The organism is Methanobrevibacter arboriphilus JCM 13429 = DSM 1125, assembly GCF_002072215.1.
GTDB classification, from domain to species: Archaea; Methanobacteriota; Methanobacteria; order Methanobacteriales; family Methanobacteriaceae; genus Methanobinarius; species Methanobinarius arboriphilicus.
In genome coordinates this window covers 1-26,971 of the sequence record NZ_JXMW01000021.1, presented here as the reverse complement: position 1 = coordinate 26,971, position 26,971 = coordinate 1, and the positions used below count along the sequence as shown (strand labels likewise).

Sequence of the window (26,971 nt, the reverse complement as noted above, 5' to 3'; positions counted from 1 at the left end):
AAATATTAAATAAATTTTAAGGATTCCTTATTATGAAACGTTTTGATGCAATATTAGATATAATGAAATATGTTGATGATGAGATTATTGTATGTAATATTGGATTTCCTTCTAGAGAGCTTTTTGAAATTAAAGATAGGTCCAAGAATTTTTACATGTTAGGATCAATGGGGCTTGCTTCTTCTATTGGCCTAGGCTTAGCTATTGCTAATGATAATTCCAATACCAATGAAAAAGGTACCAATGCAGATGGTTTTAAAAAAAATAAAGAAAAAATAATTGTTTTTGATGGTGATGGCTCTGTTTTAATGAACATGGGCTCATTAGTCACAATTTACAATCAAAATCCAAAAAACCTCATTCTGGTTGTTTTTGATAATGGATGTTATGGATCTACTGGTAATCAGTGTACTTATGCACAAAATATTGATCTTTTAGAAGTAGCTAAAAGCATTGGTTTTAAAAATTGTCATGATTATAATGATATTGATTTTGAGGATATTTTACTTGATGAATGTGAAGATCCTGTTTTTATCCACTATAAAATTCTTCCAGGAAATGCTGATTCTCCAATTATAGATTTTAGTCCTGAAGAAATTAAAAATAGATTTATGGATTCATTAAATACCAACAATCATTAATAATTTGTAAATTTTATATTATAAACCCTTAATTTTTATATTTTGTTGTTATTGCAACTATTATAGTTTGAGACTTATTTTTTGTTATGTATTTTTCTTTCCAGTTTTTTGTGAATGATTCTCTGTCGATGATTTTATAGTATATCGTAGTGAATCGTTCTGTTAAAAATTCTATATTTTTAATATAAACTCTGTAAAATTCTAGTTTTAGTGTTTCCCGCCTTGTTCTATAGATTGAGATTAGCTTTCTCAATGACTTTTAAACTCAATTTAAGGTTTTTTATTTTATTTCAGCTGTTTTTAAATAATTTTTTAAATTTTTAGATTTAATAATATATCCAGTATATCCATTTATAAAATAACACTAATTTTAATTAAAAATCTTATTAAAAATTATCAATTAACATTTTAACTAATAATATTAATATTATCTAATAAATTAAAATATTACTTAATAATGTTAATTTATTAAAAATATTGTTTTTATGAATTTAATTCTTTTTCTATTTCTTCTAGAGACTTATTTTTTGTTTCAGGAATATAAAGTTTAACAAATATTAGTGCTAATAAGCTAAAGACTGCAAAAATTCCAAATAATACAGACCCTCCTAAATTATTTATAATATATGGAGAAAATTGCACTACTAAAAACGCAGATAACCAGTTTACTGCAGCTGCAAATGACATACCTATTCCTCTGAAGTTATTTGAAAATATTTCTGAGTTAATAACTCCAAGAATAGGTGCAAACGATGATGCATAAAATATAACATACATTAAAATAGCTATTAGTATTAAAATATTGTTTTGACTAAAACTAAAAGCATAAGTAAGATATAATAATGTTATTGTCATCCCTATTGCTCCATAAATAAGCAATATTTTACGACCTTTCTTATCAATTAACCAAAGTGCAATGATAGTAGCTGAAAAATTCACAAAACCTATTAAAATTGATTGTAATAATGCATTTTGTGATTGAATTCCTATATTTTCAAATATCATTGGAGCATAAGTTATAATCGCATTTATCCCTACAACTTGCTGAAAAATAGCTAAAAGAAGCCCTATTAATATTATCTTTCTAATGTTACCTTTTAAGAAATATTTAAATGATATTTTATTTTTTATAGATAAAGATTCTTCGATGTTATTTATATATTTTTTAGCTAATTTTTTCCCTTCTATTTTTTCAAAAACATTTTTTGCTTCTGATTTTTTATTATTAATTACTAACCATCGTGGACTTTCAGGAAGATAAATGGTTGAAAGCACCATATATATAATACTGAAAATAAAGGGAACTAATAACATATATCTCCAAGAATTGGTTATACCTATTAAAAAATAGTCAAAAATATAAGCTAAAAGAATACCAATAACAATGGCAAATTGGCTGAGAGAAACGAGTTTTCCTCTAATTTTTGGAGGGGATATTTCTGAAATATATAATGGTCCTAAAAATGAAATTGTTCCAACAGCTATTCCTCCAATAAAACGATAAAATATTAATGACAATGGGGAGGTAGATAATGCACTACCTATTGAGGAAATAGTGAATAGTACTGAAGTTAAAATTAATGTTTTTTTTCTACCATATTTTTCTGATGAATAGCCTAATATCATTGATCCTATAATACATCCAATAGTAAGCGAGCTTACTACTATTCCTATTCCAGTATCATTTAAACTAAAGATACTCTGGATTTGACTAACTGCTCCTGAAATTCCCGCGATATTTAAACCGCAGACTATTCCTCCAGTCATTACAATAGATATTATCCAATATAAATGTTTATAGTTTGTCATGGAACTGATATATACTATTTCAACTAAAGAATATTTTATGCAACATATATTAGTTATTTGTTATTAATTAAATTGTTTTTCTAATTAAATATAACTTTTTAATTCATATAACTTATATCTTTTAAAATTTTAATAGTAAACTTATATAAAATTTATATAAATTTATAATAAAACAATAATAAAAATCATAAAATCATAATAATAAAATTCAAATAAAAATCCTAATAAATTATAAACAAAGTAAATTAAATAAAAAGAAGTAATAGTAAATAATTAAAAATAATATTAATAATAGAAATAATAATAAAAATAATTTTAATAATTAAAAATAATATTAACAACAGAAATAATAGTGTATAAAAAATAAAAATAGTTTTAATAAAAATAAGCTATTAAACTTTAAATTTACTTTTAAAGATGAATAATAATTTATTTATAAATAATCTAAAAATAATACTTTTTTATCTATCATATTTAGCATAAAATCCATCAGTATCTGCATAAATTGCTTTAAAACCGTATTCTTCTGATTTTTTCATTGTTTCTTTTATATAATCTCTTCCCCATGCAGTGATAGATTCGGCACATTCCATAGAATACCATCTAAATCTCGAAAATCCATAAATTCCATACATAGTATTTGCAAGTCGTTTCAATGCATCTTGCTGTACTTTCAATATTCTTTTCTCAGTAGGATCATCAGTTTCTTTCATCTGTCTTTTTATTTTTAATCTTTCACTAATTACATTACCTATTACAGAAGGAATGAATCCTTTTGGAGTTTTTGCAAATTTATTATCATATTCAGGAGATATATTGAATTTGTTTTCATCTTCATCTGTTTCTTCTTTATAAAGATAATTAGCTATATTATAATCATCACCTAAATGTTTTTTTAAAAGAACATCTGGAGAAACATTTTTTGAAATTATTATACTAGGATACAGACTTCTAAAATCAAATTGTACTAAATTATCATGTAATCCTTTTTCTGGTTCTTTTACATAACCTCCTACAGCACTTTCTGATCTTCTTGAAGAAAATTCTCCTCCAGTCGGTTTATTTGGAACAAGCTCGTTGTCTTCATATGCTTTTCGTACTAAATACCATTCAGCTTGTTGTCCTGTTGCCATACGAGTTAAATCAAAAAATGGCTGCCCTACAATTCGAGTTAATTCTAAGCTAAGAGGTAATGTTTCTTCAGCTATCTTTAAAGTAGATACAACATCATCTAATGAATAATTAAATAAGTTTGTTAATTCTTCTCCACCATTATCCCAAAATTGATAAATTCTATCTCCAGGCACTTCAATCTTTTCTTCACCAAATAACTCAAAATAAACTCTTTCTAAAGTATATCTATCTAAACTGATATATCTTCTCATAACTAAGTATAAATCAACATGTATAAGTCCTTTAAAAGAAGCAGCATTTGCATAACCTCTTCTTAAGAATTTCACTCCTGAACCATCCATTCCAAAATCAAGGTTTATGTTGTAAATTCCTGCTCTATCTTTAAGATAAGGAAAATCAAAATTATCAGAATTATATCCTACAATAATGTCTACATTATTATTTTTAACAAGTTCTACAAATTTTTTTATCATTTCTTCTTCTGAGGAAACAGTTTCTACAAAATCTAGTTCTTTTCCTTTTGTAGAGATTACTTTTTTAACCTCAAAATTACTTGAAATACCAATCATTATTATTTCGTCTTTTTTTGAATTTGGCATTCCATCAGGGTTTCTAACTTCTAAATCAAAACTTAATATTCTTAAATTTGGAAATTCACTATCTATTGTTTTAGGAGACTTTTTTAATTTCATTATTTCTAAATTTGAATCTTTAGATTTAATACTTGGAAAAGAAGGGATTGTTTCTCCAGAAAGTTCTATTTCTGACATTGGGAAAATATTATTATCAATAAGATATCTTCTATAAAAAGGGATGTCATGTTCTCTTATATCATCAACAGATTCAAGATCTCTTATTGTTTCCCTTATTTTTGGAACATCTTGAGGATGTGTAAATGTTACTTTTAAAAATTCACCTTTAATTTGAAATTTCTTTTTATGAACCTTTTCAATCTTTTTAAGTTTAAAATCTAAATTTTCAATATCTTCTATACATTTTTCTATATCATTAGCTATTACATATATATAAGGTTCAAAAGTATCATCTAAAGCTATGATCTTTTTTTCTCCTGTTTTACCATTTTCATCTTTTTCCTTTCCAAAAAGACGTATAACAGCTTTTTCTTCATGAGTTATATAATCAATATCCAATAATATTATATTTTTAATTTCCATAATCGATCATTTCAAATTGTTTTTTTATATGGTTTTGTTTTTATCTTTTTAGATGGCTATATTTTTATTTTCTAAACTTAACCTTTCTTTTTCATTTTTATATGTTTTAACAACAGCATAAGTAATTCCCAATATTAAAGGACCTAATATAAATCCAATCAATCCGAAAACGATTGGTCCAGATACGAATCCAAGTAAAAGTATCATGGGATGAATATCAACATATTTTCCAGAAAGAGTAGGTCTTATATACATATCACTTAAACTTAAACCAAATCCGAATAGTAATACTATAATTCCCCTTACATAATTTCCAGATATCATATCATATATGAATAATATTGTATAAACTGGCCAAGGACCAATAATTGGTATTAATTGGCATACACCAGTTAAAATACCTAAAAATAGAGCATAAGGATATCCTAATATGAAAAATCCAATGGTTGCAATAAGCCCAATAATAAATCCTGTTAGAAAATGTCCGTAAAATATACTTTTTAACACAATTTTAATTTCTTTAATCATATTTCCAAAGAATTGATGCTTTTCTTTTGGAATAAATGATTTAACATATGATTTTACTTTATAACCATCTCTTGCAAAATAAAATGTTGAGAATATTAAAACAAATACTTGAACCATAACAAATGGCAGTGATTTTACAAACTCTATGAAATACCCAAAGAATAATTTTAGTATGTCATTTATCAATTCTGTTATTGTAGTAGTAATTGATTCGGTTGATGACTGCATTTCAGTAGGTATATAACTATTAATAATATTTGTTGTTTGATTGAAACTTATTTGATTTAAAATGTTGTGGTTATTATTAATAAATGTATAAGATAGGTCTATGGTAACTGAAATTGTATATGCAAATAACAATATTAGTGGAATAACAACAATTACTATGCTTAATATAATAGATATTGAAGGATATTTAAGCTTAGATTGAAACTTATTCTTTATTGGTTTTATTCCATAAGCTATTATTATTCCAAGTATTATCATATTTAATATTGGCATTAATGTGAATAATGACACTATTAATAAAATCAATATTATAAATAGGGATGATCCAATTGTATCAAAAATTTTTTCTCTCACTTTAACACCATTTTATAATAATTATTATTTAATATAATTCTTTTTCACCTGAAGCATTTCTATGATACTTTCCAAACTCTTCAATTTTTTTTAAGTCTTTATTTGAAAAAACAGGCCCTTCTACGCAGATTCTCCAACCAGTATTGTCTACACAGCACTGACCACATATTCCCATTGCACATTTCATATACCTCTCCATAGAATATTGGGCAGGTATTTCTCTATCTTCAAGTAACTCAAAGATTCCTTTCATCATTAGCTCAGGTCCACAAACAACTGCCATATCATATGACTTACTTTTAAGTAAATCAATAGTTCGATGAGTTGCATATCCTTCAAATCCACATGTCCCATCATCAGTACATGTAAAAATATTTGCACTATTATCTTCCAATTTTTCAGAAAATAATAATTCATCCTTGGTTATAGAAGCACAAACAACATCTATATTAGATTTTTGTCCTATGTAACTTGTAAAACAAGCTATTGGGGCCATACCAACTCCTCCTCCAATAGCTAGTATTTTTTTATTTTCTATATTTTCAATATTAAAACCATTTCCATATGGCCCCCTAATACCTAATTTATCTCCAACAGATAAATTATGTAGCTTTTCAGTAAAGTCTCCAATTTTTTTAACGGTAATTCCTATTTTACTATTCTCTCTATCAATTATAGAAATAGACATTGGTTTTTCATCATTTTTTCCTAAAAAATTCCAAACCATAACAAACTGCCCTGGAATTGGGATTCTACCTTCTTTCATTTCCCAATTAAATATAAATGTTTTAATAGTATCAGTTTCAGAAATTATTTTTTTAATTTCTAAAATCTCATAATTGTTTATAATCTTATTCATTAAAATCCCCTTAGTAAATTTCCAAATAAACTTGTAAAAATTCCAATAATTTTATAAAACTTTCAATAATGGATTTAATAGTTATTAAATATCTTATTTAATAGCATATACTATCATTTGTTAGCATATTCTATCCTTTATTAAAATATTCTATCCTTTATCAACATATCTTATCATTTATTAGCATATCCTATCATTTCATCAATAGATTTAAAATCGTTTTCTTTCATGAAGAATTTTAATTTATCTTTTATTTTTGAAAATATGTCTATTCCTTCATACATTATTGATGTTCCAATTTGAACAGCTGATGCTCCAGCATATAAAAATTCAACTACATCCTCATAGTTGGATATTCCTCCAACTCCTATAATTGGAATGTTACAATTTGTATAAGCGTCATAAACACATCTGATAGCTATAGGTTTAATAGCTGGACCAGACATTCCACCAAATTTATTTGAGAGAATAGGGGTTCCAGCATTTATATCAATTTTCATTCCAGGGCCAACTGAATTAATGAGAGTTATTGCATCAGCACCAGCTTTTTCAGCAGACTTTGCTATTTGAATAAGATCAGTAACATTAGGTGTAAGTTTAGCTATAATTGGAGTATTTGAAGATGTTGCTTTTTTTGAAGCTTTAACAACTTCATATGTGAGATCAGAATCTTGGCCAATAGCTGCACCGCATCCAGTCATTGCATGAGGGCAAGAAACATTTAATTCAATCATATCAACAAGAGACTCTATTTCATTCACCATATATGCAAATTCATCAGAATTGGAACCATAAATAGAGGCAATAGCTATATTTTCATCTCCATTCATATTTTTCTTGTTAATAAGTTTTAATTCACTTTTGAATTTTTTAACGCCTGGACTTGAAAGGCCAATAGCATTTATAATTCCTCCTTTTACTGCAACTGTTGTTGGATTTTTATAACCCTTGTTAGGATTTATTGAAAAAGATTTCGTTACAACTCCTCCAGCACCAGATTCTAAAATCCAGTTCAAGGAAGAAGCAGTACTTCCCATGACTCCTGCAGCTAATATGAGAGGATTTTGAAATTTGATTCCACATAATTCTGTTTTAAGCATATACAAACTCCACTTAATATTGGTTATTTTTAATTTTATTGCTTTTAATTTTATTATTTTTAATTTTATTATGGCATACTTGAGTTTATTGTAGTATTATTGAGTTTATTATAGTATAATTGAGCTCATTGTAGTATGATTGAGTGTATGATTTATTAATTTTTATTTTATTATTCTCAGTTTTTGTTACAAATTTTATTGTTATTATGATTATTTAGCAAATTTACTAATATCATTTAATAATAATATTATTTAATAAATTTAATATTTTATATTATAAATGTTTAGATAATGTAAGATTTATAATTATGTAAATTAAAAACTATATTATGGAAATTTATATTACAAGTTCTATTGCAGGTTTCATAGCTTTTGATGAAAAATTAAATATAATTGATTATAATCTTTTTAAAGAAGATGATATACCTTTAAATTTTGTTAAAATAGAAAATAATGAAATTTTAACTGAAGAAATTGATTTAATAAGTGGATTGATTAAAAATAATGATAATATAATCATTGAAAGTAATATAAGGCTTTCTAATTATATTTCTCATTTAGGTACTGAATATAAAGATAAAATTCATATTCAAACTCCAAATAGGGGAGGAAATTACCTTAGATCAAATCTAGGTAATGTTTTATCTGAAATAGGATTTTTTGACTCTGAAGAATTAGATAATTCTAAAAGATTAGATAATAATTCTAAAAAAATAAATAACAAATCTAAACTAATTTCAATTTATAACAAAATAGCTATTTTTAAAATGAAGGAATCTTCTAAAGAAGAAGATAAATTAGTTATTCAAGCAATTAATTCTATAGATGAAATTGATGAGTCTATTAGTAAACTTGTAGAAAGAATTCGTGAATGGAATGTTATATATTTTCCTGAAATTGATATAATTCAAAATAATGAAAGTTTTATCAATTTAATTGCAGATAATGATAGAGAAAAAATTATTGAATTTCCTCCTGATATTATATTAAAAAATAATGAAATTGATATTGAAAATGGAAGTAGTGGTGCAGATATAGAAGTTGAAGATATAGATATGATAAATAATTTTGCAAAATCAATTCAATCTCTTCAAAAAACAAGAAATAAAACAGAAGAATATATAGATAAAAAGATGGAAAAATTAGCTCCAAATTTAAGAGATTTAATTGGATCTTCTTTAGCTGCAAAGCTAATTGCTCATATTGGAGGGATTAAAAACCTTTCAATGTATTCTTCATCTACTATTCAAATTATGGGGGCAGAAAAAGCTCTATTTAGACACCTTAAAACAGGAGAAAGACCTCCTAAACATGGGCTGATTTTCCAACATCCTCAGGTAAGAACAAATAATTGGTGGATTAGAGGAAAAATAGCTAGAACTTTAGCTTTGAAAATATCATTAGCTGTAAGAAAAGATGTATTTTCTGGAGAATTTGATCCAAATATTTCTGAAGGTTTTCTTGAAAGAGTAGAAGAAATTAAAAAAGACAATCCTTTCCCAAAAAAGACAACCAAAAGAAGGAAAGAGGAAAGAAGCTTCGAGAAAGGAAAAAAATCTAAATCATACAAGAAAACTAAAAAAGAAAAAAAGAAAAAATTCAAGAATAAAAAAAGAAAGAAGAAGTAATATTAAGCTGAAAAATAATATTTAGTTAAATAATATTTAATTAAATAATATTTATCAAAAAATAATATTTACCTAATGAAACGATATTATGAATTGATAATGGCTTTAATAAAAAATTATCTTGTAACTTATTATTTTGTAATTTATATAATAAATGATTAAATTATATAAGAATTGATTATTATGAATATTTATATTAAAGATAGTGAAATAGCAACTGAAAATATTGTTCCTGGAAAAAGAGTATATGGGGAGCAGCTATTTGAAAAAGATAATTTAGAATACAGATTTTGGAATCCAAATCGTTCTAAACTAGCTGCAGCATATCTGAATGGACTTGAAAGTTTGAATATTGCTGAACAATCAGAAACTCTGTATCTTGGAGCTTCTACTGGAACTACAGTATCTCATATATCGGATATAGCAAAAGATGGTTTTATTTATGCATTAGAATTTTCACCAGTAAGTATGCGAAAATTAGTCCGTTTATGTGAAAAACGTCCAAATATTGCTCCAATTCTTGGAGATGCTACTAAACCAAAAAAATATCTTAATTTGGTTTCTAAAGTGGATTTAATTTATTGTGATGTAGCTCAACCAAATCAAACTGATGCTTTTATAGATAATATGAACCTTTTTTTAAAAGAAGAGGGGTTTGGAATTATAATGATTAAATCAAGGAGTATTGATGTTAATCAGAAACCACAAAAGATATTTAAACAAGAAGAAAAAAAACTAAAAGAAAAAGGGTTTAAAATAGTAGAAAAAGTTAAACTTGAGCCTTATGAAAAAGACCACATATGTTTTTTAGTTAAAAACATTTTTTAGATTTTATTATTTTTAAATATTATTTTTATATTTTTACTATTATTATTTTAATAGACTATTATTAATAGAAATAGACTATTATTAATAGATTATTTCAATAGATTATTTTACTGAACATTATTTTTCTAAAACTTTTTAATATTTTATTTATAAAAAGTATTATTCCTATAAAGTATTATTTGTTATATTTTTAAAATTTTTTTTGGATTGTTTTAAAGATTAAAAATATAAAGACTATTTTAATAGAGATAAATAATTAGAATATTTAATAATTATGATGTTTATTTTTATATATGTTTCATTATTTAAATATCTTAAAAATTCTATTTATTAAATCACACTATTAAAGTAATATATTATAATCATATAAATAATATTAATACTTATTTAATAATTATCTCTTTTTTTGTAGAGAATATTTTTTTGAAAAACTTTAAAAAAGTATTACTAAAGAAAGCTTTTTATACTAGTATTACTATAAATATATTTGCTAATGCAATATAAGAAAAAGTTCATAATTCGTCCTCTGGGAATTTTCACACTCATATACACTCCACATTGGTAAAATCCAGAGGATTGAACTTATTCTTTAAAAATAACTTTTTTTACTTATTTTTTGATACAGAATTTTCCCTATTTGATTAATCTATCTATTTTTTAATGATAAATCATTAATAATTGACTATTTTAAAAAAACTTGAAAAAGTATTACTTTTTTCAGCTTTGAATCCTCTTAAATTACTTATTCAATATTTAAAATATATTATAAAACTTATTTTATCCTCATCAGAATTTTCATTGGATATGTAAAATTATATTATTAAAATTATATAATTAGAATTATATTAATTAACATATAATTAGAATTATAATTAATTAACTATACTAATAGAACTATAATAATTAAAAAAATTAAAAATATATTAATTGAAATAATTTGAATTATAGTAATTAGAGCTGTGTTAATTGAAATTATATTAAATTAAAATTATATCACTTAAGATTATATAATTAAATTTACTAATACTCTTTTATAATATAAAAAACAATTTTAAAGATTAATATGAAGTGGAAAAAAATCGGTAGAATACTTATCATTGATAAGAATTTAGAGGATGCTTATATTGGAAAATTAGGCAATCTTTTAAAGGAACATAATGTAGATACAATAGCTAAAATTACAGGAATTAATGGAAAAATGAGAAAGCCCTCTGTTCAAGTTTTAGCAGGGAGTAAATCTACTGAAACTATTCATAAAGAGAATGGTTGTTTGTTTAAACTTGATATATCTAAAGTTATGTGGTCAAAAGGTAATACAACTGAGAGAATGAGGATTGCAAATCTTGTTCGAGATGGTGAAGTAATTGTTGATATGTTTGCAGGAATTGGCTATTTTTCAATACCTATTGCTTTTCATTCTAACCCACAAAAGGTGTATTCTATTGAAATAAACCCAGAATCTTATTTTTATCTTAATAAAAATATATATTTAAACAAAATTAATCATAGATCTAATAAAAATTGGGGGCATGATGTAATAAAACCTATTTTAGGTGATTCTGCTTTAATAACTCCTAATATATCTGCAGATAGGATTTTAATGGGATATGTAAAAACAACTCATAATTTTTTAGCTCCAGCTGTAAATTCTATTAATTCTGGAGGAATTATTCATTATCATGAGACTGTTCCAGAAAAATTGATGGATACACGTCCAATAAAAAGAATTAAAAAAGCTGCTGAAGATAGAGAAGTAGAAATATTAGGCAATAAGATTATAAAAAGATATTCTCCTGGGGTAGTTCATTGTGTTGTTGATGCGAGAATACTCTAAAGGTAATTATTATTTCATTATTAAATATTATATTACTATTTTATAATTAATTATTATTTTGTATTCGTTTGGTATTTTTTAGATACTTTTAAATGATTATTAGTACAAATGTTAGTATATAAATATAGAAAATATATAAAGTTTTAAGAATGCAAATATAAATTTTTTTAAATTGATTAAATTATTTGTAAATATTCCTGAATGATAATATTTATTCATAAAATTGACTTATGTTTACTGTGGTGTTACAGTTGGTAGTTTGTTTCCCAGATACACAAGATAATATGCCTAAAATCCCAGTTCATTTAACTCGTGTTGGAGTTACTGGGGTAAAAAAACTTTTAAAAATAGAAAGGGGTCAAAAAAGACCTATAGTTCTTATTCCTAAATTTGATGCTTTTGTTGATCTTCCAAGTGATCAGCGCGGTATTCATATGTCTAGGAGTCCAGAAGCTATTAGTGAAGTTGTAGAAGAGGTTGTAAATAAGAGTTCTGTTGAGATTGAGTCACTATGTGCTGAAATCGTCAAGACAATGATGGAAAAACATAAATATGCTAAAGTGGCTGAGGTAAGAATGATTAGTGATTTCATGTTTGTGAAAAAATCTCCAGTCACTGAAAATAAAACTCAGGAAATGACAAAACTTATAGCAAAAGCGGTTGGTTACAGAAACAATGATGAATTTAAGATTAGAAAGAGTATTGGTGCAGAAGTTGTAGGAATGACTGTTTGTCCATGTGCACAAGAGTCTGTAATGGAAGCTGATAGAAGTAAACTATTAGAATTTTTAGATGAAGAAACTACTCAAAAAGTAGTAGATACTGTTACTTTTGCTTCTCATAATCAAAGAGGTATTGGGACTGTTATAATAGAAGTTCCAGAACATCATGTAGTTCGTGGAGAAGATATAATTCAAATTATTGAGGATTCTATGAGTTCTCCTGTTTGTGAGCTTCTTAAAAGACCTGATGAAAATGCTGTAGTTATGCAAGCACACAAAAAACCTGGCTTTGTTGAAGATTGTGTTAGGAATATGGTTGAAAAGATTATTCAAAATTATTCTCATCTTCCAGATGACACATTAGTAACTGTTCGTCAGGTTAATGAAGAAAGTATTCATAGACATAATGCTTTTGCAGAGAAAATTTCTACTATGGGAGATTTAAAAGCAGAAATAGAAGATAATTAATTTAAATTAAAGAGTATTAATATAAAAAAGTTTTAATCTATAAAATAGGGTTAATATAAAAAATATTTAATCTATATTAATATTAATTTAAAAGAGTATTTTATGAAGGAATATTAACCTATAAAATAATTTAGATTTATAAAAAATATTAAATTTATAAAAGAGTGATTTAATGGTAAAACTACATAAAATCGCAGGGCAAGTAATGGGATTTTTTGAAGCTTTTGATGGTTCAAGAGCAGCTTTAGATACTGATAGAATTTTAATTGTCAGAGGAAGATCATCAAAAAATATATCTATTGATGATATGGAATCAAAATTGGATGAATTAAGAGATCATCTTGAGGGAATTGATGTTGATGTGGTTTCTGAAGAAGCAGCAAAACTTATAAATAGGATGGATGAACAAATAAGGGCTAGTGTTTCTGTTCAAGGCGATACTGATTCTAATGGGATAATGAGGATGACAAAATCATTAGAAGCTATGAATTTATTTGTAAAATTTAGATTAATGAATTTAAATCATTCTGGAGTATTTATTGTTACTTGGAAGGATAAAGCTAATGTAGGTCCATTGTTTGTTGAAGTTGTAGTTTCTGATGATGAGAAAGAATGATTTTTATAATTACTTTTTTATTTGAATGATAATTCTTATTTAAATAATGATTTTTATTTAAATTTTGTTTCTTATTTAAATTTTTTAATTATTTTTATTATAATTTTTATTATAATAATTCTCATAATACTTCTTATAATACTTCTTATTACAATTTTTTAGTATAATTCTTATTATAATATTTATTACATTTTATTATATTTTTTAGTATAATTTTTAGTATATTTTGTTTATGGATATGTTTAATTCATGATTTCTAATGACTTTCTTTAATAGAGGTTTATCTGATGATTTTTAATGTTTCTAAATCCAAATTAGAAAAAGGAAATTTAACAAAAGATGAGATTATAAGTCTTTTAAATACTAATCAGAATGACATTATTGATTTAATGGCTATAGCTAATTCAAAAAGAGAAAATAATAATATTACTTACTCTAAAAATATTTTTATTCCTTTAACTGAGATTTGTAGGAATTATTGTGGGTATTGTACATTTAGAAAAGATCCTAATGATAAGAATGCAATTATTTTAAAGGATAAAACAGAGATTATTTCTCAACTTAAAAATGCAGAAATATATGGATGTAAAGAAGCCTTATTTACTTTTGGTGAACAAGCAGATCAAGAAAAAGTTGTAAAAATTGCATTAAAAGAAAAAGGCTTTGAAAACATGAATGAATACATTTATGATATCTGTGAAAGCACTTTAAAAAATACAAAACTCCTCCCACATACTAATGCTGGTGTTTTAAGCTATGAAGAGATGAAATCCTTAAAAGAAGTAAATGTTTCAATGGGGATGATGCTTGAAAATTCATCTGATAGACTTAGAATTATTGAAGCTCATATAAATAGTCCTGGCAAAGATCCTAAAGTTAGAATTGATACTATAGCTGAAGCAGGTCGTTTAAAAATTCCTTATACAACAGGGATATTAATTGGAATTGGAGAAACGAAAGAAGAAATTGCTGACTCTCTCCTCACAATTAAAAATTTAAATGATAAATATGGTCATATTCAGGAGATTATTATTCAAAATTTTAGATCTAAAAAAGGTATACCAATGGAGAAAAATCCAGAACCTTCTTTATTAGATATGATTAGGACTGTTTCGGTAGCTAAATTATTGTTTGCTGATATTTCTATTCAAGTTCCTCCTAACCTTAATTATGAAACAAACCAAGTCTTTTTATTATGTGGTGCTGATGATTGGGGAGGAATTTCTCCAATAACAAAAGATTATGTAAATCCTGATTCTCCTTGGCCTGAAGTTGATCATATGCGTAATTTAACAAAAGATGCAGGTTTAAATCTCAAGGAAAGGTTACCGATTTATAATAAATATATTAATGAAACTTATTTAAATGATGAACTTTTGCACAGAACTTTAGAATTAAAAAAATCATTAAACTAAATAAGGATTAACAAATAATTTAATAATAATAATCGATTAATAGTTAACTAATAGCTAACTAATAATATAATTATCGATTAATAGCTAACTAATAATTAACAATAACTAATCAATAGTTAATTATAGCTAATTAATAATCAATAATAACTAATCCATAGTTAATTATAGCTAAGTAATAATTAACTAATGTTTAATTAATAATTAGCCAAATATGTGGGTTTTATGACTATTTTAAAGAAAGATGATTTTAATAAAAAAATATTTTCTAAGATAGAAAATCTGATAGTTCAATATAATCTTATTGAAAATGGGGATAATATAGCTATTGCTCTTTCTGGTGGAAAAGATAGTGTTTTAACATTACATGCATTAGTTAAATATCGAAATATATCTAATATTGATTTTGATTTAACTGCTATTTCAGTTGATGAGGGTATTAGAGGCTATCGTCAACATGGTATTGATTCTGCTATAAAAAACACTGAAAAACTTGGAGTAGATCTTATACAAAAGTCATTTTATGAAGAAGTAGGTTTTACCTTAGATGATATTTATCATCATTTTAAAAGTGCATGTATTCCTTGTGGTGTTTTTAGAAGAAATATTCTTAATAAAACAGCTTTTGAAATTGGTGCAGATAAAATAGCTACAGGCCATAATCTTGATGATGAAATTCAATCATTTTTAATGAGTTTTGCTAGAGCAGATACAGTTAAGTTCTCTAAATTTGGTCCAATGCTTAGTATGATTCATCCGAAGCTTATTCCTAGAATTAAACCTCTTTGGAACACTTCTGAAAAAGATGTTGGAACTTGGGCAGTAATGAATGACATTGATATCCATCTTGATGAGTGTCCTTATTCAAGTATTTCACTTAGAGGAAAAACAAAAAATTTTCTTAATCAAATAGAATCTAAAAATCCTGGAACTAAAGAGAATATTATGGAATCTTTTAAAAAAACGATTTTAAATATCAAAACTCCAAAAAATAATATTAATGAATGTAAAAAATGTGGAGAACCTAGTTCTGGGCTAATATGCAAAGCTTGTGAGATAATCGATCTTATTGATAGTAGTTAGATTATAATGTTAATTTTAGACATTAATTATAGGATTATTAATAGATCTTAGTGATTATATATACTAATTAGTCTTTTCTTCAGGTTTTTCTTCTTCAGAATTGTTTATCTCATTTTTTATAACTAGTATTTTGTCGATATGGTGTCCATCCATATCAACTATTTCAAAATCGAAGTTTTTCCAACTAAATTCTTCCCCAGTTTCAGGTATTTTATTAAGGTAGCTAAGAATAAAACCTGCTAGAGTAGTAAAATTTCCTTCTTCTTCGTTTAAATCTTCAATATCAAAAAGTTCTTTGAATCTATCAATAGAATAACCACTATCAATTAGCCATGAGCCATCCTTTCTTTCAATTGCATTAGGTTCATCCATTTCATCAATACCTGGAATGTCTCCAACAATACCTTCTAATATATCATTTAAAGTTATTAATCCTTCTACACTACCATATTCATCAACAACAATAGCAATATGAACATATTCGAGATTTTCTTTAAATAATTTTAATATATCTAGTGATGGAAGATTTTCTGGTACTATCAATGGTTTTTTCAAATAATTTTTAATATTTAAGTTTTCTTCTTTAAATATTGAACTAAGAATATCTTTTGCTTGTACTACTCCTAATAAATTATCCAAATCTCCTTCTGCAACTGGAAATATCGATCTTTCACTTTCAATTATCTTCTTTTTTGACTCTTCTAAAGATTCTTCAAGATCAATCCAAATAATTTCGTTTTTTGGAGTCATCAACATATCTACTTTTTGTTCATCAAGACGGAAAACTCTTTTTATTATGTCTTCTTCCTCTTTTTCAATTGTTCCATCTTCTATCCCTTCTTCAATCAGCATTTTTATTTCATCTTCAGTAACTATGCTATCTTTTGATTCATTAGATCCAATAATTTTTAAGATAAAATTTGTTGAAGAACTTAATACTTTTACAAGAGGTCCACAAACTTTAGATAATATTTTCATGTATTTAGCTACACGAACTGCTATATTTTCAGGATTATTTAAAGCAATTCTTTTTGGAACTAATTCTCCAATTACTAATGATAAGTATGTAATTATTAAAACGACGATTATCACACTAGCTCCATTAGCATAATCTCCTAAAAATGCTAAATTTTGAGATAAAGGTTCTGCTAATGTTGCTCCACCAAAAGCACCTGCTAAAATACCGATTAGTGTGATTCCAATTTGTATTGTAGATAAAAATTGATTAGGATCATCAATTAATTCTATGACTGTTTTAGCATGTTTTTTACCCTCGTTTGCCATTTGTTGTAATTTACTTCTTCTAGAAGAAACAATTGCAAGTTCTGACATAGCTAATACTCCATTTAAAACTATTAAAATGAGTATTATAATGATTTCTAATATAGTATCATATATCATTTCTCTATTTCCTTGATGAGCATATTTTTATCATAATTTTTTTATCATAAATTTCAAAATCTTTTTTTTGGAATTTCATTTGCTTTTTTAAATACACTAGCTCCATAAATTTCTTCTTGCATTTTTTGGACTGTTTGTGAAGCTTCTTCTGCTGATTCTACTTTTTTAAAAATCCTTCTTTCTTTAACTTTGAGAGATTTTCCACAAACACACTTTCTTGTAGCTACTCCTTCTTTGGAGTATAAAACTCTACCACAATCGCAACGAAAAATAAAATACATTTTTTCTCCAAATATATAATAAATTTATAGATAGTTATAGATATTTACATATATAATTCACAGATTATATTCATAAATTATAATATTTCTTATAATTTCTATTATATAATTCCTATTATAATTTCTATATAATATTTTTTCTATATAATATTTTTAACTAATTTTTTTATTAATATGGTATATTACACCATATTTTATAAATGTTAATTATATTCTGTAAATATTATTCCTTTTTTATTCATTAAATTATAATAATTGTTCTTTATTATTCTTTAATTATTCTCTATTGTTATTGTAATTCTCTACTATTCTGTAATATTCTTTATTATTTACTATTATTATCATTATTATCATTATTTTATGTTATCATTAGTGTCCTTTTAATGATATTTCATGATCAATTGTTTACATTCCAAATATTTTTAAAAATAATGGGATAAAAACTCTAGAGGGTAATATAACCAAAGTAGCAATACTAACACCTAAATTTGTCCCAATAACAACTAATAATATTCTGAATATATTATTTTTCCAAAGGTCTTTAAAACTATTAATTTTACTTAAATTAGCAATATCGCTTCTTCTAACCTTTCTATATTTTGCTTCAGTTAATCCAGAAAACCAACCTGCAGCAAGAAGAGGATGTATTATTGTAAGGGGGGCAACAATGAAACCAACTATTGCAGATTGTATTTTTGATCCAGAGAGTATAGATCCAATAAAAGCAGTTCCTCCTCCTATTAAAACAAATTCTAAAAGATTATTTTCTATATTTATTCCATTTAAAAAAGCAAGAAAAAATATCACCACAAAAGATATTGGAATAGCTGCTAATATAATTTTAAGCCATGGAATTCCACTTTTTTTTTTAACACTAGTTAAATCTTCTATTGGTGGAATTTTTTCAGGATTATCTAAGTATTTCTCCATTCCTTCCTTATGTCCTGCTCCAACTACAGCTATCACATGATCTTCTGGTATATTTAAAATACTATTTGCAAGATAAGCATCTCTTTCTTTAACAAGAACTTTATAAGCACTTGGGGATGCTTCTTTAAAGTATTCCATTACTTCATCTAAAGTGTCTTGATTTTTCAAATCTTCAATATCCTTAAGATCATCGTCACTTGCAAATAATGAAAATACTGCACTCATCATAAATTTTAATTTTTCCCATAAGGACATTTCATTTAAAGCCCTTTGAAGTGTTATGTTAATATCTCGATCAATTAAAGCAATTTTTGCACCTATTTCATTAGCTGCTTCTATTGCTTCAATCATTTCAGAACCAGGTTTAACATCAACATCTTCTCCAATTTTACTTTGGATATATGTTAAAATTCCACTAGCTACAAACAGTCCTACTTTGTTTTCTTTAATTATATTTGTTACAGATATTTCTTCGTCTTCCTCAATACCTGCCTGTTCTTTCATAAGACGCTCATATCTTCCAATATCGAGTTCTATTGCAACTACTTCGGGATTTTGTTCATATATAGCATTTTTAACTTCTTCAACACTATTTTGAGAAACATGAGCTGTTCCTATGATAGTTAAACATTCTCTTTTCATTTAAAAAACACTCTTGATAATAAAAACCTTTAAATAAAAATATTTAGATTAGTTAATTTTAATTTAGTTAATAATTTATATAATTCATAAAATTAATATTATTAGCTATAATAATATGTTATTATTTATATATAAAACTTTATGTACTATTTTTATGTAATGTTTTTAAATTAGATTTTTATATTTTTAAAATTAATATTATTATATTTTTAAAATAATTTCTATTATAAATAAAAAGTTGAAAATGAATATTGGATATAATTTTTATAATTGATTTTATTCAAATAGGGTTATTTGAATAGCTTTAAGACACCTTCATTATATATTGCTACATTATTATTAATATTCTTTTTAAGAGATAGTTCTATGTCTTTTTCATACCCTAATTTTTTTAGTCTTTTAGATGATTTTGTGTTATAAATGACTTCTTTAAGTTTTTTATAGTCTCTACTAGCTAGAATAGCACTTTGAGCATATTCACTAATATCAAAATCTTCACCTATTGTGTGGTTTTCACATAATTCTTTTTGAATCCAGTATAATATTTCACCACTAGCTAAAAAATCTTCAATTGCAAAATTACCTTTCCAACCAGCCATAACTACATCGATATGATTATAATTATTTTCTTTTGCTAAGATTAAACTTTTTTTAGCAACTGCTTTGGCATTTATAAAACATCCTATAAGAACAGTAGATTTCATGTTCTCTAAAATCCTTGTTCCATTGCTTGTAGTCAAAATTAAAGTTTTTAATTTAGTATTTAGTTCATTTATCTCTACTGGAGAATTTCCCATGTCAAAGCCTTCCAAAGCTTTTCCCATACGTTCTCCTGCAAGTATTCCATTTTTTTCCTTTGCCAGCTTTTTCGCTTTTTCAGGTGTGAATGTAGGTATAACCTCATTAAATTTACCTAAAGCGAGTGTAATACTGGTACTTGCTCTAAAAGCATCAACCATTATAGAAATATCTTTTGAACTTGTATTTTCAAGATTTAGTGTAACTTCCATTTTGATTCCTTTAAAATTTTGTTTCTTTTAGATTATTATTCTTAGAATATTTATCTTTTTAATATTTATTCCTTTAATATTTACTTATTTAATAGTTATAAATTTAATATTTATTTTAATAATTATTTATTTAGTATATATTCCTTTAATATTTATTATTATTTTTATAATTTATTATTATTGTTAAAATTCTAATAATTGCTAAGATTATAACTTTTATTAATTTATAAGTTTTATTAATATAATTTTTATCATTATTAATATTCTAAAATTATAAAATTATAAATTATATATTGTATTAATTATAATTATGAAAATTGTCACAACACCTATGTGTGAAAAAATACTTGAATTTGCAGAGATAACTGATTACAAAGTTAATAAAAATCCTGATAATGAAGATGGGGATTTAGCTATTATTCTATCTGAAAGTAATACTAAAATGGATTCATTAAAAATAAAATTAAATACATTTTCCCAAATAAAAAACAGTATTATTCAAGTGTCTAAAATTAAAAATATTTTAAATAAACACTACAATTCAAATTCTTCAAAATTCAATTGGAATGAAATTGATTTTAGTTTATATGAACCAGCTTTAGACTCTCAAGAAATTAATGATATATTTTTAAAATATCCTTTAGCATCTGATTGGTTAGATATGAATAAAAAAGATGTTTTTCAAGAAAAGAACTCAAAAATAAATGTTAAGGTTTATTCATCTTTTCTTAGAGATATTATAATTGATATGGGTTTTAATATTCTTGATTTAGAAAGTGATAGTTCAAATATTGATTATATTATATTTCCTGATTATATGAATATAGATAAAGAAAATAGTAAATATGGGCTAATTTCTATTCCTACACATAATAATGTATCTAAAAATCCAATTAAACGAGCTGAACTCAGATACTCTATTTTAAATAATTTAAAGAATGAATAATATTGTTTTAAGGACTTAACTTATTTTAATAATTAAATGAATTTTAATAATTAAACTTTGATGAATAAATTTTATTAATTAAACGGATTCTGATAATTAAACTTTGATGAATAAATTTTGATAATTAAATAATTTTATAAATAATGATTGATAATATATTTTTATTGTAATGTATTTTTAAGGCTTTGATCTTTGATTATACATATATTTAATAATTATTTAATAATTATTGTTTGCTTAAATTATTGTTTGATTATATATTTTGAGATGACACTATGTATGAAACTTTAACTTATTCTGGAGGAGTCCATAAAAGTGAGGAAATTAGGGAGCTCATTGAAGATTTAGGAGGATTTATTCTTCAAGAAAATGTTCTTCAAATGGATTTAATTTTAAACATGGCAATTCCTATTGATGATGTTGATAGGATTAAAGAAAAAGCTAAAGAATTACTAGGTAAGATTTCTGTTGCTCCAATGGCTGGTTGTGAAATAGCTATAGTGTCTCCGACTCTTGCAAGACATCATCTGCCCCATGCAGCGTGTGATATTTCTGAATATCTTAGACGTTTTGGTGCTAAGGATAATATGATTGGACTTGCTCGTGGTGCTGGAAAAGGTACTGCAGGAATTACAGAATATGAAAAAAGGTTAATTGAAGAGCATGATATAGCTATATATGCACTTGGTAGCTTTAAACAATGTATTATGGATAAAACTTTCTTATTTGATGATATTGATATTCCAGTAATTGTTACAGGAGCTCCTGAAATTGATATCAACGATCTTCCTGGTGCTGATGAATATGTTAGTGGATTAGGTAGGATTCCTAGAAGATTAAAGCGAGGAGAGAATATAAGGGCTCTTAGAAAACTTGTTGAAGTTGTTGAGGATGTTTTAGACAAGAAAAGAAAGGATATTGCATTAGATCCACCATTAGCTCCTTCTATACTAGTTAAAAATGCTATTGAAAATCAAGTTCCTGCTATATCAGAAATTATTTCTCCAACTCCAGTTACAAGTCAACTTGATGGTGTTAGAGTTAAACTTGATTATGATAAATATAATGAAGAAATAGCTAATGTTATGGTAAATGATAAACATTTAGGGGAAATTGCAGATATTAAAAAATCTCAAATGTATGATTACATTCTTGTTAAACTTTTAAGTGAAAGTGCTATTGTATAATCTTTTGTATAGTTCTTTGTATAAATTTTTATATTTTGTCTTTTTATTTTATCTTTATTTGTAACTTACTTTGCTTGTATTTATTTAGCTTGTATTTGTTTGCAATTTATATTGATAATATTTTTGCAATAATAATATTTACAATAATAATATTTATTTAATATTTTTATAATTATTATTCTTATTTTTATAATAACTATGATTATTTTAATATTTTTACAATAATAATAAGGGTACTATTTTTAATATAATATTATTTATCTGAAATTTGTTTTTATTTGTAAATATAGATGTATCAATATTATATTTTTATAAAAATTTTAAAAAGAAAAAGAATATTAATAATGAAAAACTAAACATTGTTCAAAGATATAGTAATTTTAAAATTAGAGCATCATAATTTTTTAGTTTCTAATTTTCATTACTAATGTTGTTAACTTATTTAAATATTGTTTTTAGGTATGTATTATTTTTAGGAGGATAATATGAATAGTAATAACAAAGATGAAGTGGTTATCATTGATGAAACAGATAAAAATATAATAGAAATGATAAATGAAGATGCTAGAACTCCATATAGACAAATTTCAAGAGAACTTGATATTTCTGTTGGAACAGTTCATAACCGTGTAGACAAACTAATGAAAACTGGAGTAATTAAGAAATTTGCACCTATAATGGATCATAGAAAATTGGGATATGGTCTTACTAGTATTATTGGGGTTAGAGTAAAAGGAGGTAAGTTACAAAATTGGGAGAGTAAAGAATCTTTTAATAAACATGTTTTAGCTATTTATGATGTTACTGGAGAGTATGATGCTTTTTTAATAGCTAAATTCAAAGATACTGATGAATTAGATAGCTTTGTGAAAGATTTATTAAAAGAACCTTATGTAGAAAGAACTTATACTCAAACTGTTCTTAATGTTGTTAAAGAAGACTCAAGTTCAGTTCACATGCTTTAACTTTTTAAATCAAAGGGAATTAATTAAAGGGAATTTTATGAAAGATTTTCGTTTAAAGCAAGCTCAATATTTATTAAAAAAGTCTGCTATAAATTCAGAGGGGGATTTCCAGTTGAAAGCTCCTAATTCTGCAAATATTAATGTTAAAATATTTGAACATATATTTAAAGATTTGATAGCTGCAGAAGACTTTATATATAGTAGTTTACCTAAACATCAACTTTCTGAAGAAGAAGCAGAAGAATTTACAAAATTTCTTATTTCAGCAAGAAATAATATAGATTCTATTCTGACAGATTTTAAGGTTATTAAAAAAACAGAAGAAAAAATTGATATGTCTAAATTAACTGAAAATATTCTTTTTATAACTTCTAAAAATAATTTTAAAAAACTTTTAAAGAAATTGGGAGTGGATGTTCAAAGAATAATAGTAGCTAGTGTTCCTCTTGATGTAATGGATATCAAAGAAATTAATCCAAAAATTCCTGAATCTGCATTAAAGGGAATAGAAACAAGAGTTAACCATATACATAACGATATTAATCGAAAAAAAAATTCTTTAAACCCAGAAAAAATAATTGTATTGGCTGAAAATGATTTAAACGGACAATTACTTGGAAAAAGAGCAGAAGAGTATTATGATGCTATAGTATATTTGAATGATAATATTAAGGATTTAAATGATAATGAACTTATTGAAATCATTGAATAACTAATACTAAATATTTAATAAATATTAGTTAAGGAAATATTAGGTTTTAATAAATATTGGGTAAGAATATGATACTTGTAGATTTTGGTGTTGTTCCAATAGGAACTAAGGAAACTGACTTAGGAAAATATGTTGCTGTTGCTGTTCAAGCTATTAAAGAATCTGGACTTAAATATGAACTTACAGGAATGGGAACTCAAATAGAAGCTCAAAATCTTGATGAAGTTTATGAAGCAGTTAAAACTGCTCAAGAAGCAGTTTTTGATATTGGAGCTAACAGAGTTTTCACCGTTTTAAAGATAGATGATAGAAGAGATAAAAAAGATCGGGGTTTACAGGATAAAGTTGCAACTGTTAATGAAATATTAGATTAATAGATAAATACTTAGATAAATACATTAAGATAGACAAATATGTTTATAGATATTTATTTATAGATAATTATTTATAGACATTTATTATAGATATTTATTTATAGATAATTATTTATAGACATTTATTTATAGATATTTTTATATCTTTTATAAGTTTATATCAATTTTATTTTAGTAAAACTTTTCCAATGTATTTTTTGTTAGGAATTTTTGGTATAGATCCTGCATAAACAGTTTTACCCTTAAATATAACATTATCTGCTCTGTTACCAGTACTTCTTCCAACGTATCTTCCATTATCATTACTTACCCAAATTTTTATCTGTGTTTTTTTGTTTAATTTATTTTTATTAACTTTATTTTTATATTTAAAGTTTTCAACATTATATACTATTATGTTTCTTCTATTTACTCCAAATTTATCAGTACCTGCAATATATATAGCTGCATCAACAGGTTTATTTTTTTTAACTGTGTATTTATTGTGTCTGAATAAATTAGGGCTGTTTGGAATACTTAAGTATTCTCCAGATTTCATTTTAAAAATACTTAGTTTTGAAACTCCATAATTATAAATTACTACTCCAACTTTTCCATTTGGATCTTTAATAACAAAATGTCCAAGTCCTAAGCTTTTAACTTTTTTCATAGCTTTTTTCATATAAGCTGAGTTTATAGTTTTTTTATATACCATCTTAGCTCCTAAGTTCTGAAGGTATTTATTAACCTTTGGGTTGTCACTTCCTCCTGCTCCAACATACCACCCATTTTTGAATATTATTGAATGGAAAAAGTATGTGTTTGTTGTTTTATATTCTTTCAATGCTGCAATTCCATATAATTTCACTTTCTTTATGTATAAGTTTGCTGCATATGTTGAATCTCTTCTATAAGCATAAGTATAAGCACTAGAATTTACTTGAAGAATTATAGAACAACAACCAGTTTCTATTTTAGATTTACTTTTACTACTTATGTTAGTAGGAGTATTTGTTTTTGAATTCTCTTTTTTTGAATCTATTTTTGTGTTTAAAGCGTCATTTGATGTTGAATTAGCTTCTACATTTGTTTTAATATTATTACCAATAGAAGTATTATTTTTATCAATATCTGTAGCTAAAGAACATTCTAATGAAGAAACAATAAATAATAAGAAAATTATCATAAAAATAAATTTTAAATGTTTTCCATAGATTTTTCCATACATAGTACTTAATTCCTTCTTAATTGAAGCATATTATAATACTTTTATATAATCATTATATTCTTATATAATTTTTATATAATAAGTTATTCTATATTAATATTTTGATAAAATAGTTTTAAAATAGTTTTAGGGTGCTAGATTTTTAGGTTTCTGAGAGCTTTTGCATGCTCTCTGATTCGTTGTATCCTTGTTTTATGATGAGTCCTGTTAAAAGTACAAGCAGATAACTTGTTTTTGCTATGGATTCTTTTGTATATTTGTGGAATTTGTTATTTTTCAGTCCTTTTTTGGTTAATTTGAAGAAATCTTCGATTTTTCCTCTTATTTTTTTAAATTTCTTCCATTTGGTGATTAGTTTTTTGAATTTAGAAACTAATTCTTTGTAAATGTCTTCTTTTTTGTTTTTAACTTTGAAATATTCTAAAGGATAATTGAATTGGCTTAAAATTTTGTTTATTTTCATGTTTTCTTTTGGAAATATTAATGGAACTATTTTATACTTTAAAATTCCCTCACGATAATTATTAAAACTTATATATCCTTTATCTGCTATTATAATGTCTTTGTTTCTTATTATTCTTCTTTTTCTTAGTTTTTCCATTATTTCAGGGAATAATTCAGAGTCATGCTTAGATCCTTTATGTATTAACATGGTCAATGGTTGTCCAGTGTGATAATCAAGTGCTAAAGTTAATTTAAATCCTATATAAAACCCTTTTGAAGCTGATTTGGCCCAATAAAGCCCTTTTTTCTCGAGAAATTTTTTAGTGTAATTTTGCTTGTTCCAGTTCATATCAACCTGTATATCGGTTCCATCAATTAAAACTGTGCGTTTTCCTCTTTTAATTGGTTTAAATTCCTTATTTAATGTTTTAATCACGAATTCAAGTATTTGCT

General features: G+C 24.9%; 24 protein-coding genes. 13 read left to right on the top strand and 11 right to left on the bottom strand.

What is annotated here, in order from left to right; all coding sequences use genetic code 11:
• Nucleotides 1-32 precede the first annotated feature (32 nt).
• The gene (gene comE, locus MBBAR_RS08145; RefSeq protein ID WP_080460866.1) at nucleotides 33-641 is read left to right on the top strand and encodes a sulfopyruvate decarboxylase subunit beta; all 609 of its coding nucleotides are present in this window, start codon (nucleotides 33-35) and stop codon (nucleotides 639-641) included.
• A 483-nt stretch (nucleotides 642-1,124) separates the two neighbouring features.
• Here comE and MBBAR_RS08140 read toward each other — a convergent pair whose 3' ends face one another.
• From MBBAR_RS08140 to MBBAR_RS08120, 5 genes are all read right to left on the bottom strand, one after another.
• Nucleotides 1,125-2,450, bottom strand: a complete 1,326-nt coding sequence (locus MBBAR_RS08140) for a sugar porter family MFS transporter (RefSeq protein ID WP_080460865.1) — start codon at nucleotides 2,448-2,450, stop codon at nucleotides 1,125-1,127.
• Nucleotides 2,451-2,911: 461 nt separating this feature from the next.
• Nucleotides 2,912-4,759 carry a DNA-directed DNA polymerase gene (locus MBBAR_RS08135; protein WP_080460864.1) on the bottom strand — a complete coding sequence of 616 codons (1,848 nt, stop codon included), beginning with the start codon at nucleotides 4,757-4,759 and terminating at the stop codon, nucleotides 2,912-2,914.
• 48 nt (nucleotides 4,760-4,807) lie between these two features.
• Entirely contained in the window at nucleotides 4,808-5,869 is a 1,062-nt protein-coding gene (locus tag MBBAR_RS08130; protein ID WP_080460863.1) for an AI-2E family transporter, read from the bottom strand.
• 28 nt (nucleotides 5,870-5,897) lie between these two features.
• Nucleotides 5,898-6,728, bottom strand: coding sequence for a dihydroorotate dehydrogenase electron transfer subunit (locus tag MBBAR_RS08125; protein WP_080460862.1), 831 nt, complete (start codon nucleotides 6,726-6,728; stop codon nucleotides 5,898-5,900).
• A gap of 173 nt (nucleotides 6,729-6,901) precedes the next feature.
• A complete protein-coding gene (locus tag MBBAR_RS08120; protein WP_080460861.1) occupies nucleotides 6,902-7,828 on the bottom strand; it encodes a dihydroorotate dehydrogenase in 927 nt (308 codons plus the stop codon).
• Nucleotides 7,829-8,157: 329 nt separating this feature from the next.
• Between MBBAR_RS08120 and MBBAR_RS08115 the strand changes: the two genes are divergently transcribed.
• The 7 genes from MBBAR_RS08115 to MBBAR_RS08085 all read left to right on the top strand — a co-directional run bounded on the left by MBBAR_RS08115 (nucleotide 8,158) and on the right by MBBAR_RS08085 (nucleotide 16,419).
• Nucleotides 8,158-9,456, top strand: coding sequence for an NOP5/NOP56 family protein (locus tag MBBAR_RS08115; protein ID WP_080460860.1), 1,299 nt, complete (start codon nucleotides 8,158-8,160; stop codon nucleotides 9,454-9,456).
• A 183-nt stretch (nucleotides 9,457-9,639) separates the two neighbouring features.
• On the top strand, nucleotides 9,640-10,284 hold the full coding sequence (locus MBBAR_RS08110; RefSeq protein WP_080460859.1) for a fibrillarin-like rRNA/tRNA 2'-O-methyltransferase: 645 nt from the start codon (nucleotides 9,640-9,642) through the stop codon (nucleotides 10,282-10,284).
• A 1,063-nt stretch (nucleotides 10,285-11,347) separates the two neighbouring features.
• Entirely contained in the window at nucleotides 11,348-12,118 is a 771-nt protein-coding gene (locus MBBAR_RS08105) for a class I SAM-dependent methyltransferase (protein ID WP_080460858.1), read from the top strand.
• Nucleotides 12,119-12,369: 251 nt separating this feature from the next.
• Nucleotides 12,370-13,308 carry a GTP cyclohydrolase MptA gene (mptA, locus tag MBBAR_RS08100; protein ID WP_080460857.1) on the top strand — a complete coding sequence of 313 codons (939 nt, stop codon included), beginning with the start codon at nucleotides 12,370-12,372 and terminating at the stop codon, nucleotides 13,306-13,308.
• 172 nt (nucleotides 13,309-13,480) lie between these two features.
• On the top strand, nucleotides 13,481-13,924 hold the full coding sequence (locus MBBAR_RS08095; RefSeq protein ID WP_080460856.1) for a DUF2120 family protein: 444 nt from the start codon (nucleotides 13,481-13,483) through the stop codon (nucleotides 13,922-13,924).
• Nucleotides 13,925-14,211: 287 nt separating this feature from the next.
• On the top strand, nucleotides 14,212-15,339 hold the full coding sequence (cofG, locus tag MBBAR_RS08090; RefSeq protein ID WP_080460855.1) for a 7,8-didemethyl-8-hydroxy-5-deazariboflavin synthase subunit CofG: 1,128 nt from the start codon (nucleotides 14,212-14,214) through the stop codon (nucleotides 15,337-15,339).
• A gap of 222 nt (nucleotides 15,340-15,561) precedes the next feature.
• Entirely contained in the window at nucleotides 15,562-16,419 is an 858-nt protein-coding gene (locus MBBAR_RS08085) for a TIGR00269 family protein (RefSeq protein WP_080460854.1), read from the top strand.
• Nucleotides 16,420-16,482: 63 nt separating this feature from the next.
• Here MBBAR_RS08085 and MBBAR_RS08080 read toward each other — a convergent pair whose 3' ends face one another.
• From MBBAR_RS08080 to comB, 4 genes are all read right to left on the bottom strand, one after another.
• Nucleotides 16,483-17,817, bottom strand: coding sequence for a CNNM domain-containing protein (locus tag MBBAR_RS08080; RefSeq protein WP_080460883.1), 1,335 nt, complete (start codon nucleotides 17,815-17,817; stop codon nucleotides 16,483-16,485).
• Between the two features lie 56 nt (nucleotides 17,818-17,873).
• Nucleotides 17,874-18,101, bottom strand: a complete 228-nt coding sequence (locus MBBAR_RS08075) for a DUF1922 domain-containing protein (RefSeq protein WP_080460853.1) — start codon at nucleotides 18,099-18,101, stop codon at nucleotides 17,874-17,876.
• Nucleotides 18,102-18,506: 405 nt separating this feature from the next.
• Nucleotides 18,507-19,673 (bottom strand): TraB/GumN family protein, encoded by a 1,167-nt coding sequence (locus tag MBBAR_RS08070; RefSeq protein WP_080460852.1) that lies wholly within the window; start codon nucleotides 19,671-19,673, stop codon nucleotides 18,507-18,509.
• A 290-nt stretch (nucleotides 19,674-19,963) separates the two neighbouring features.
• Nucleotides 19,964-20,683 carry a 2-phosphosulfolactate phosphatase gene (gene comB / locus MBBAR_RS08065; RefSeq protein WP_080460851.1) on the bottom strand — a complete coding sequence of 240 codons (720 nt, stop codon included), beginning with the start codon at nucleotides 20,681-20,683 and terminating at the stop codon, nucleotides 19,964-19,966.
• A 310-nt stretch (nucleotides 20,684-20,993) separates the two neighbouring features.
• Here comB and MBBAR_RS08060 point away from each other — a divergent pair, with 310 nt between their 5' ends.
• The 5 genes from MBBAR_RS08060 (at nucleotide 20,994) to MBBAR_RS08040 (ending at nucleotide 24,867) form a co-directional block, all read left to right on the top strand.
• A complete protein-coding gene (locus MBBAR_RS08060; RefSeq protein ID WP_080460850.1) occupies nucleotides 20,994-21,629 on the top strand; it encodes a hypothetical protein in 636 nt (211 codons plus the stop codon).
• A 275-nt stretch (nucleotides 21,630-21,904) separates the two neighbouring features.
• Nucleotides 21,905-22,816 (top strand): methanogenesis marker 7 protein, encoded by a 912-nt coding sequence (locus MBBAR_RS08055; RefSeq protein ID WP_080460849.1) that lies wholly within the window; start codon nucleotides 21,905-21,907, stop codon nucleotides 22,814-22,816.
• A 485-nt stretch (nucleotides 22,817-23,301) separates the two neighbouring features.
• A complete protein-coding gene (locus MBBAR_RS08050; RefSeq protein ID WP_080460848.1) occupies nucleotides 23,302-23,781 on the top strand; it encodes an Lrp/AsnC family transcriptional regulator in 480 nt (159 codons plus the stop codon).
• 37 nt (nucleotides 23,782-23,818) lie between these two features.
• Entirely contained in the window at nucleotides 23,819-24,493 is a 675-nt protein-coding gene (locus MBBAR_RS08045) for a DUF2100 domain-containing protein (protein ID WP_080460831.1), read from the top strand.
• A gap of 68 nt (nucleotides 24,494-24,561) precedes the next feature.
• Nucleotides 24,562-24,867 (top strand): MTH1187 family thiamine-binding protein, encoded by a 306-nt coding sequence (locus tag MBBAR_RS08040; RefSeq protein WP_080460828.1) that lies wholly within the window; start codon nucleotides 24,562-24,564, stop codon nucleotides 24,865-24,867.
• 166 nt (nucleotides 24,868-25,033) lie between these two features.
• Here MBBAR_RS08040 and MBBAR_RS08035 read toward each other — a convergent pair whose 3' ends face one another.
• Together MBBAR_RS08035 and MBBAR_RS08030 are read right to left on the bottom strand one after the other, a co-directional pair.
• Complete coding sequence (locus MBBAR_RS08035; protein WP_080460823.1) at nucleotides 25,034-26,074, bottom strand: hypothetical protein; 1,041 nt, start codon at nucleotides 26,072-26,074, stop codon at nucleotides 25,034-25,036.
• Nucleotides 26,075-26,216: 142 nt separating this feature from the next.
• Nucleotides 26,217-26,971 (bottom strand): transposase (locus MBBAR_RS08030; RefSeq protein ID WP_080460821.1); only part of this gene is annotated, 755 nt, incomplete at its 5' end.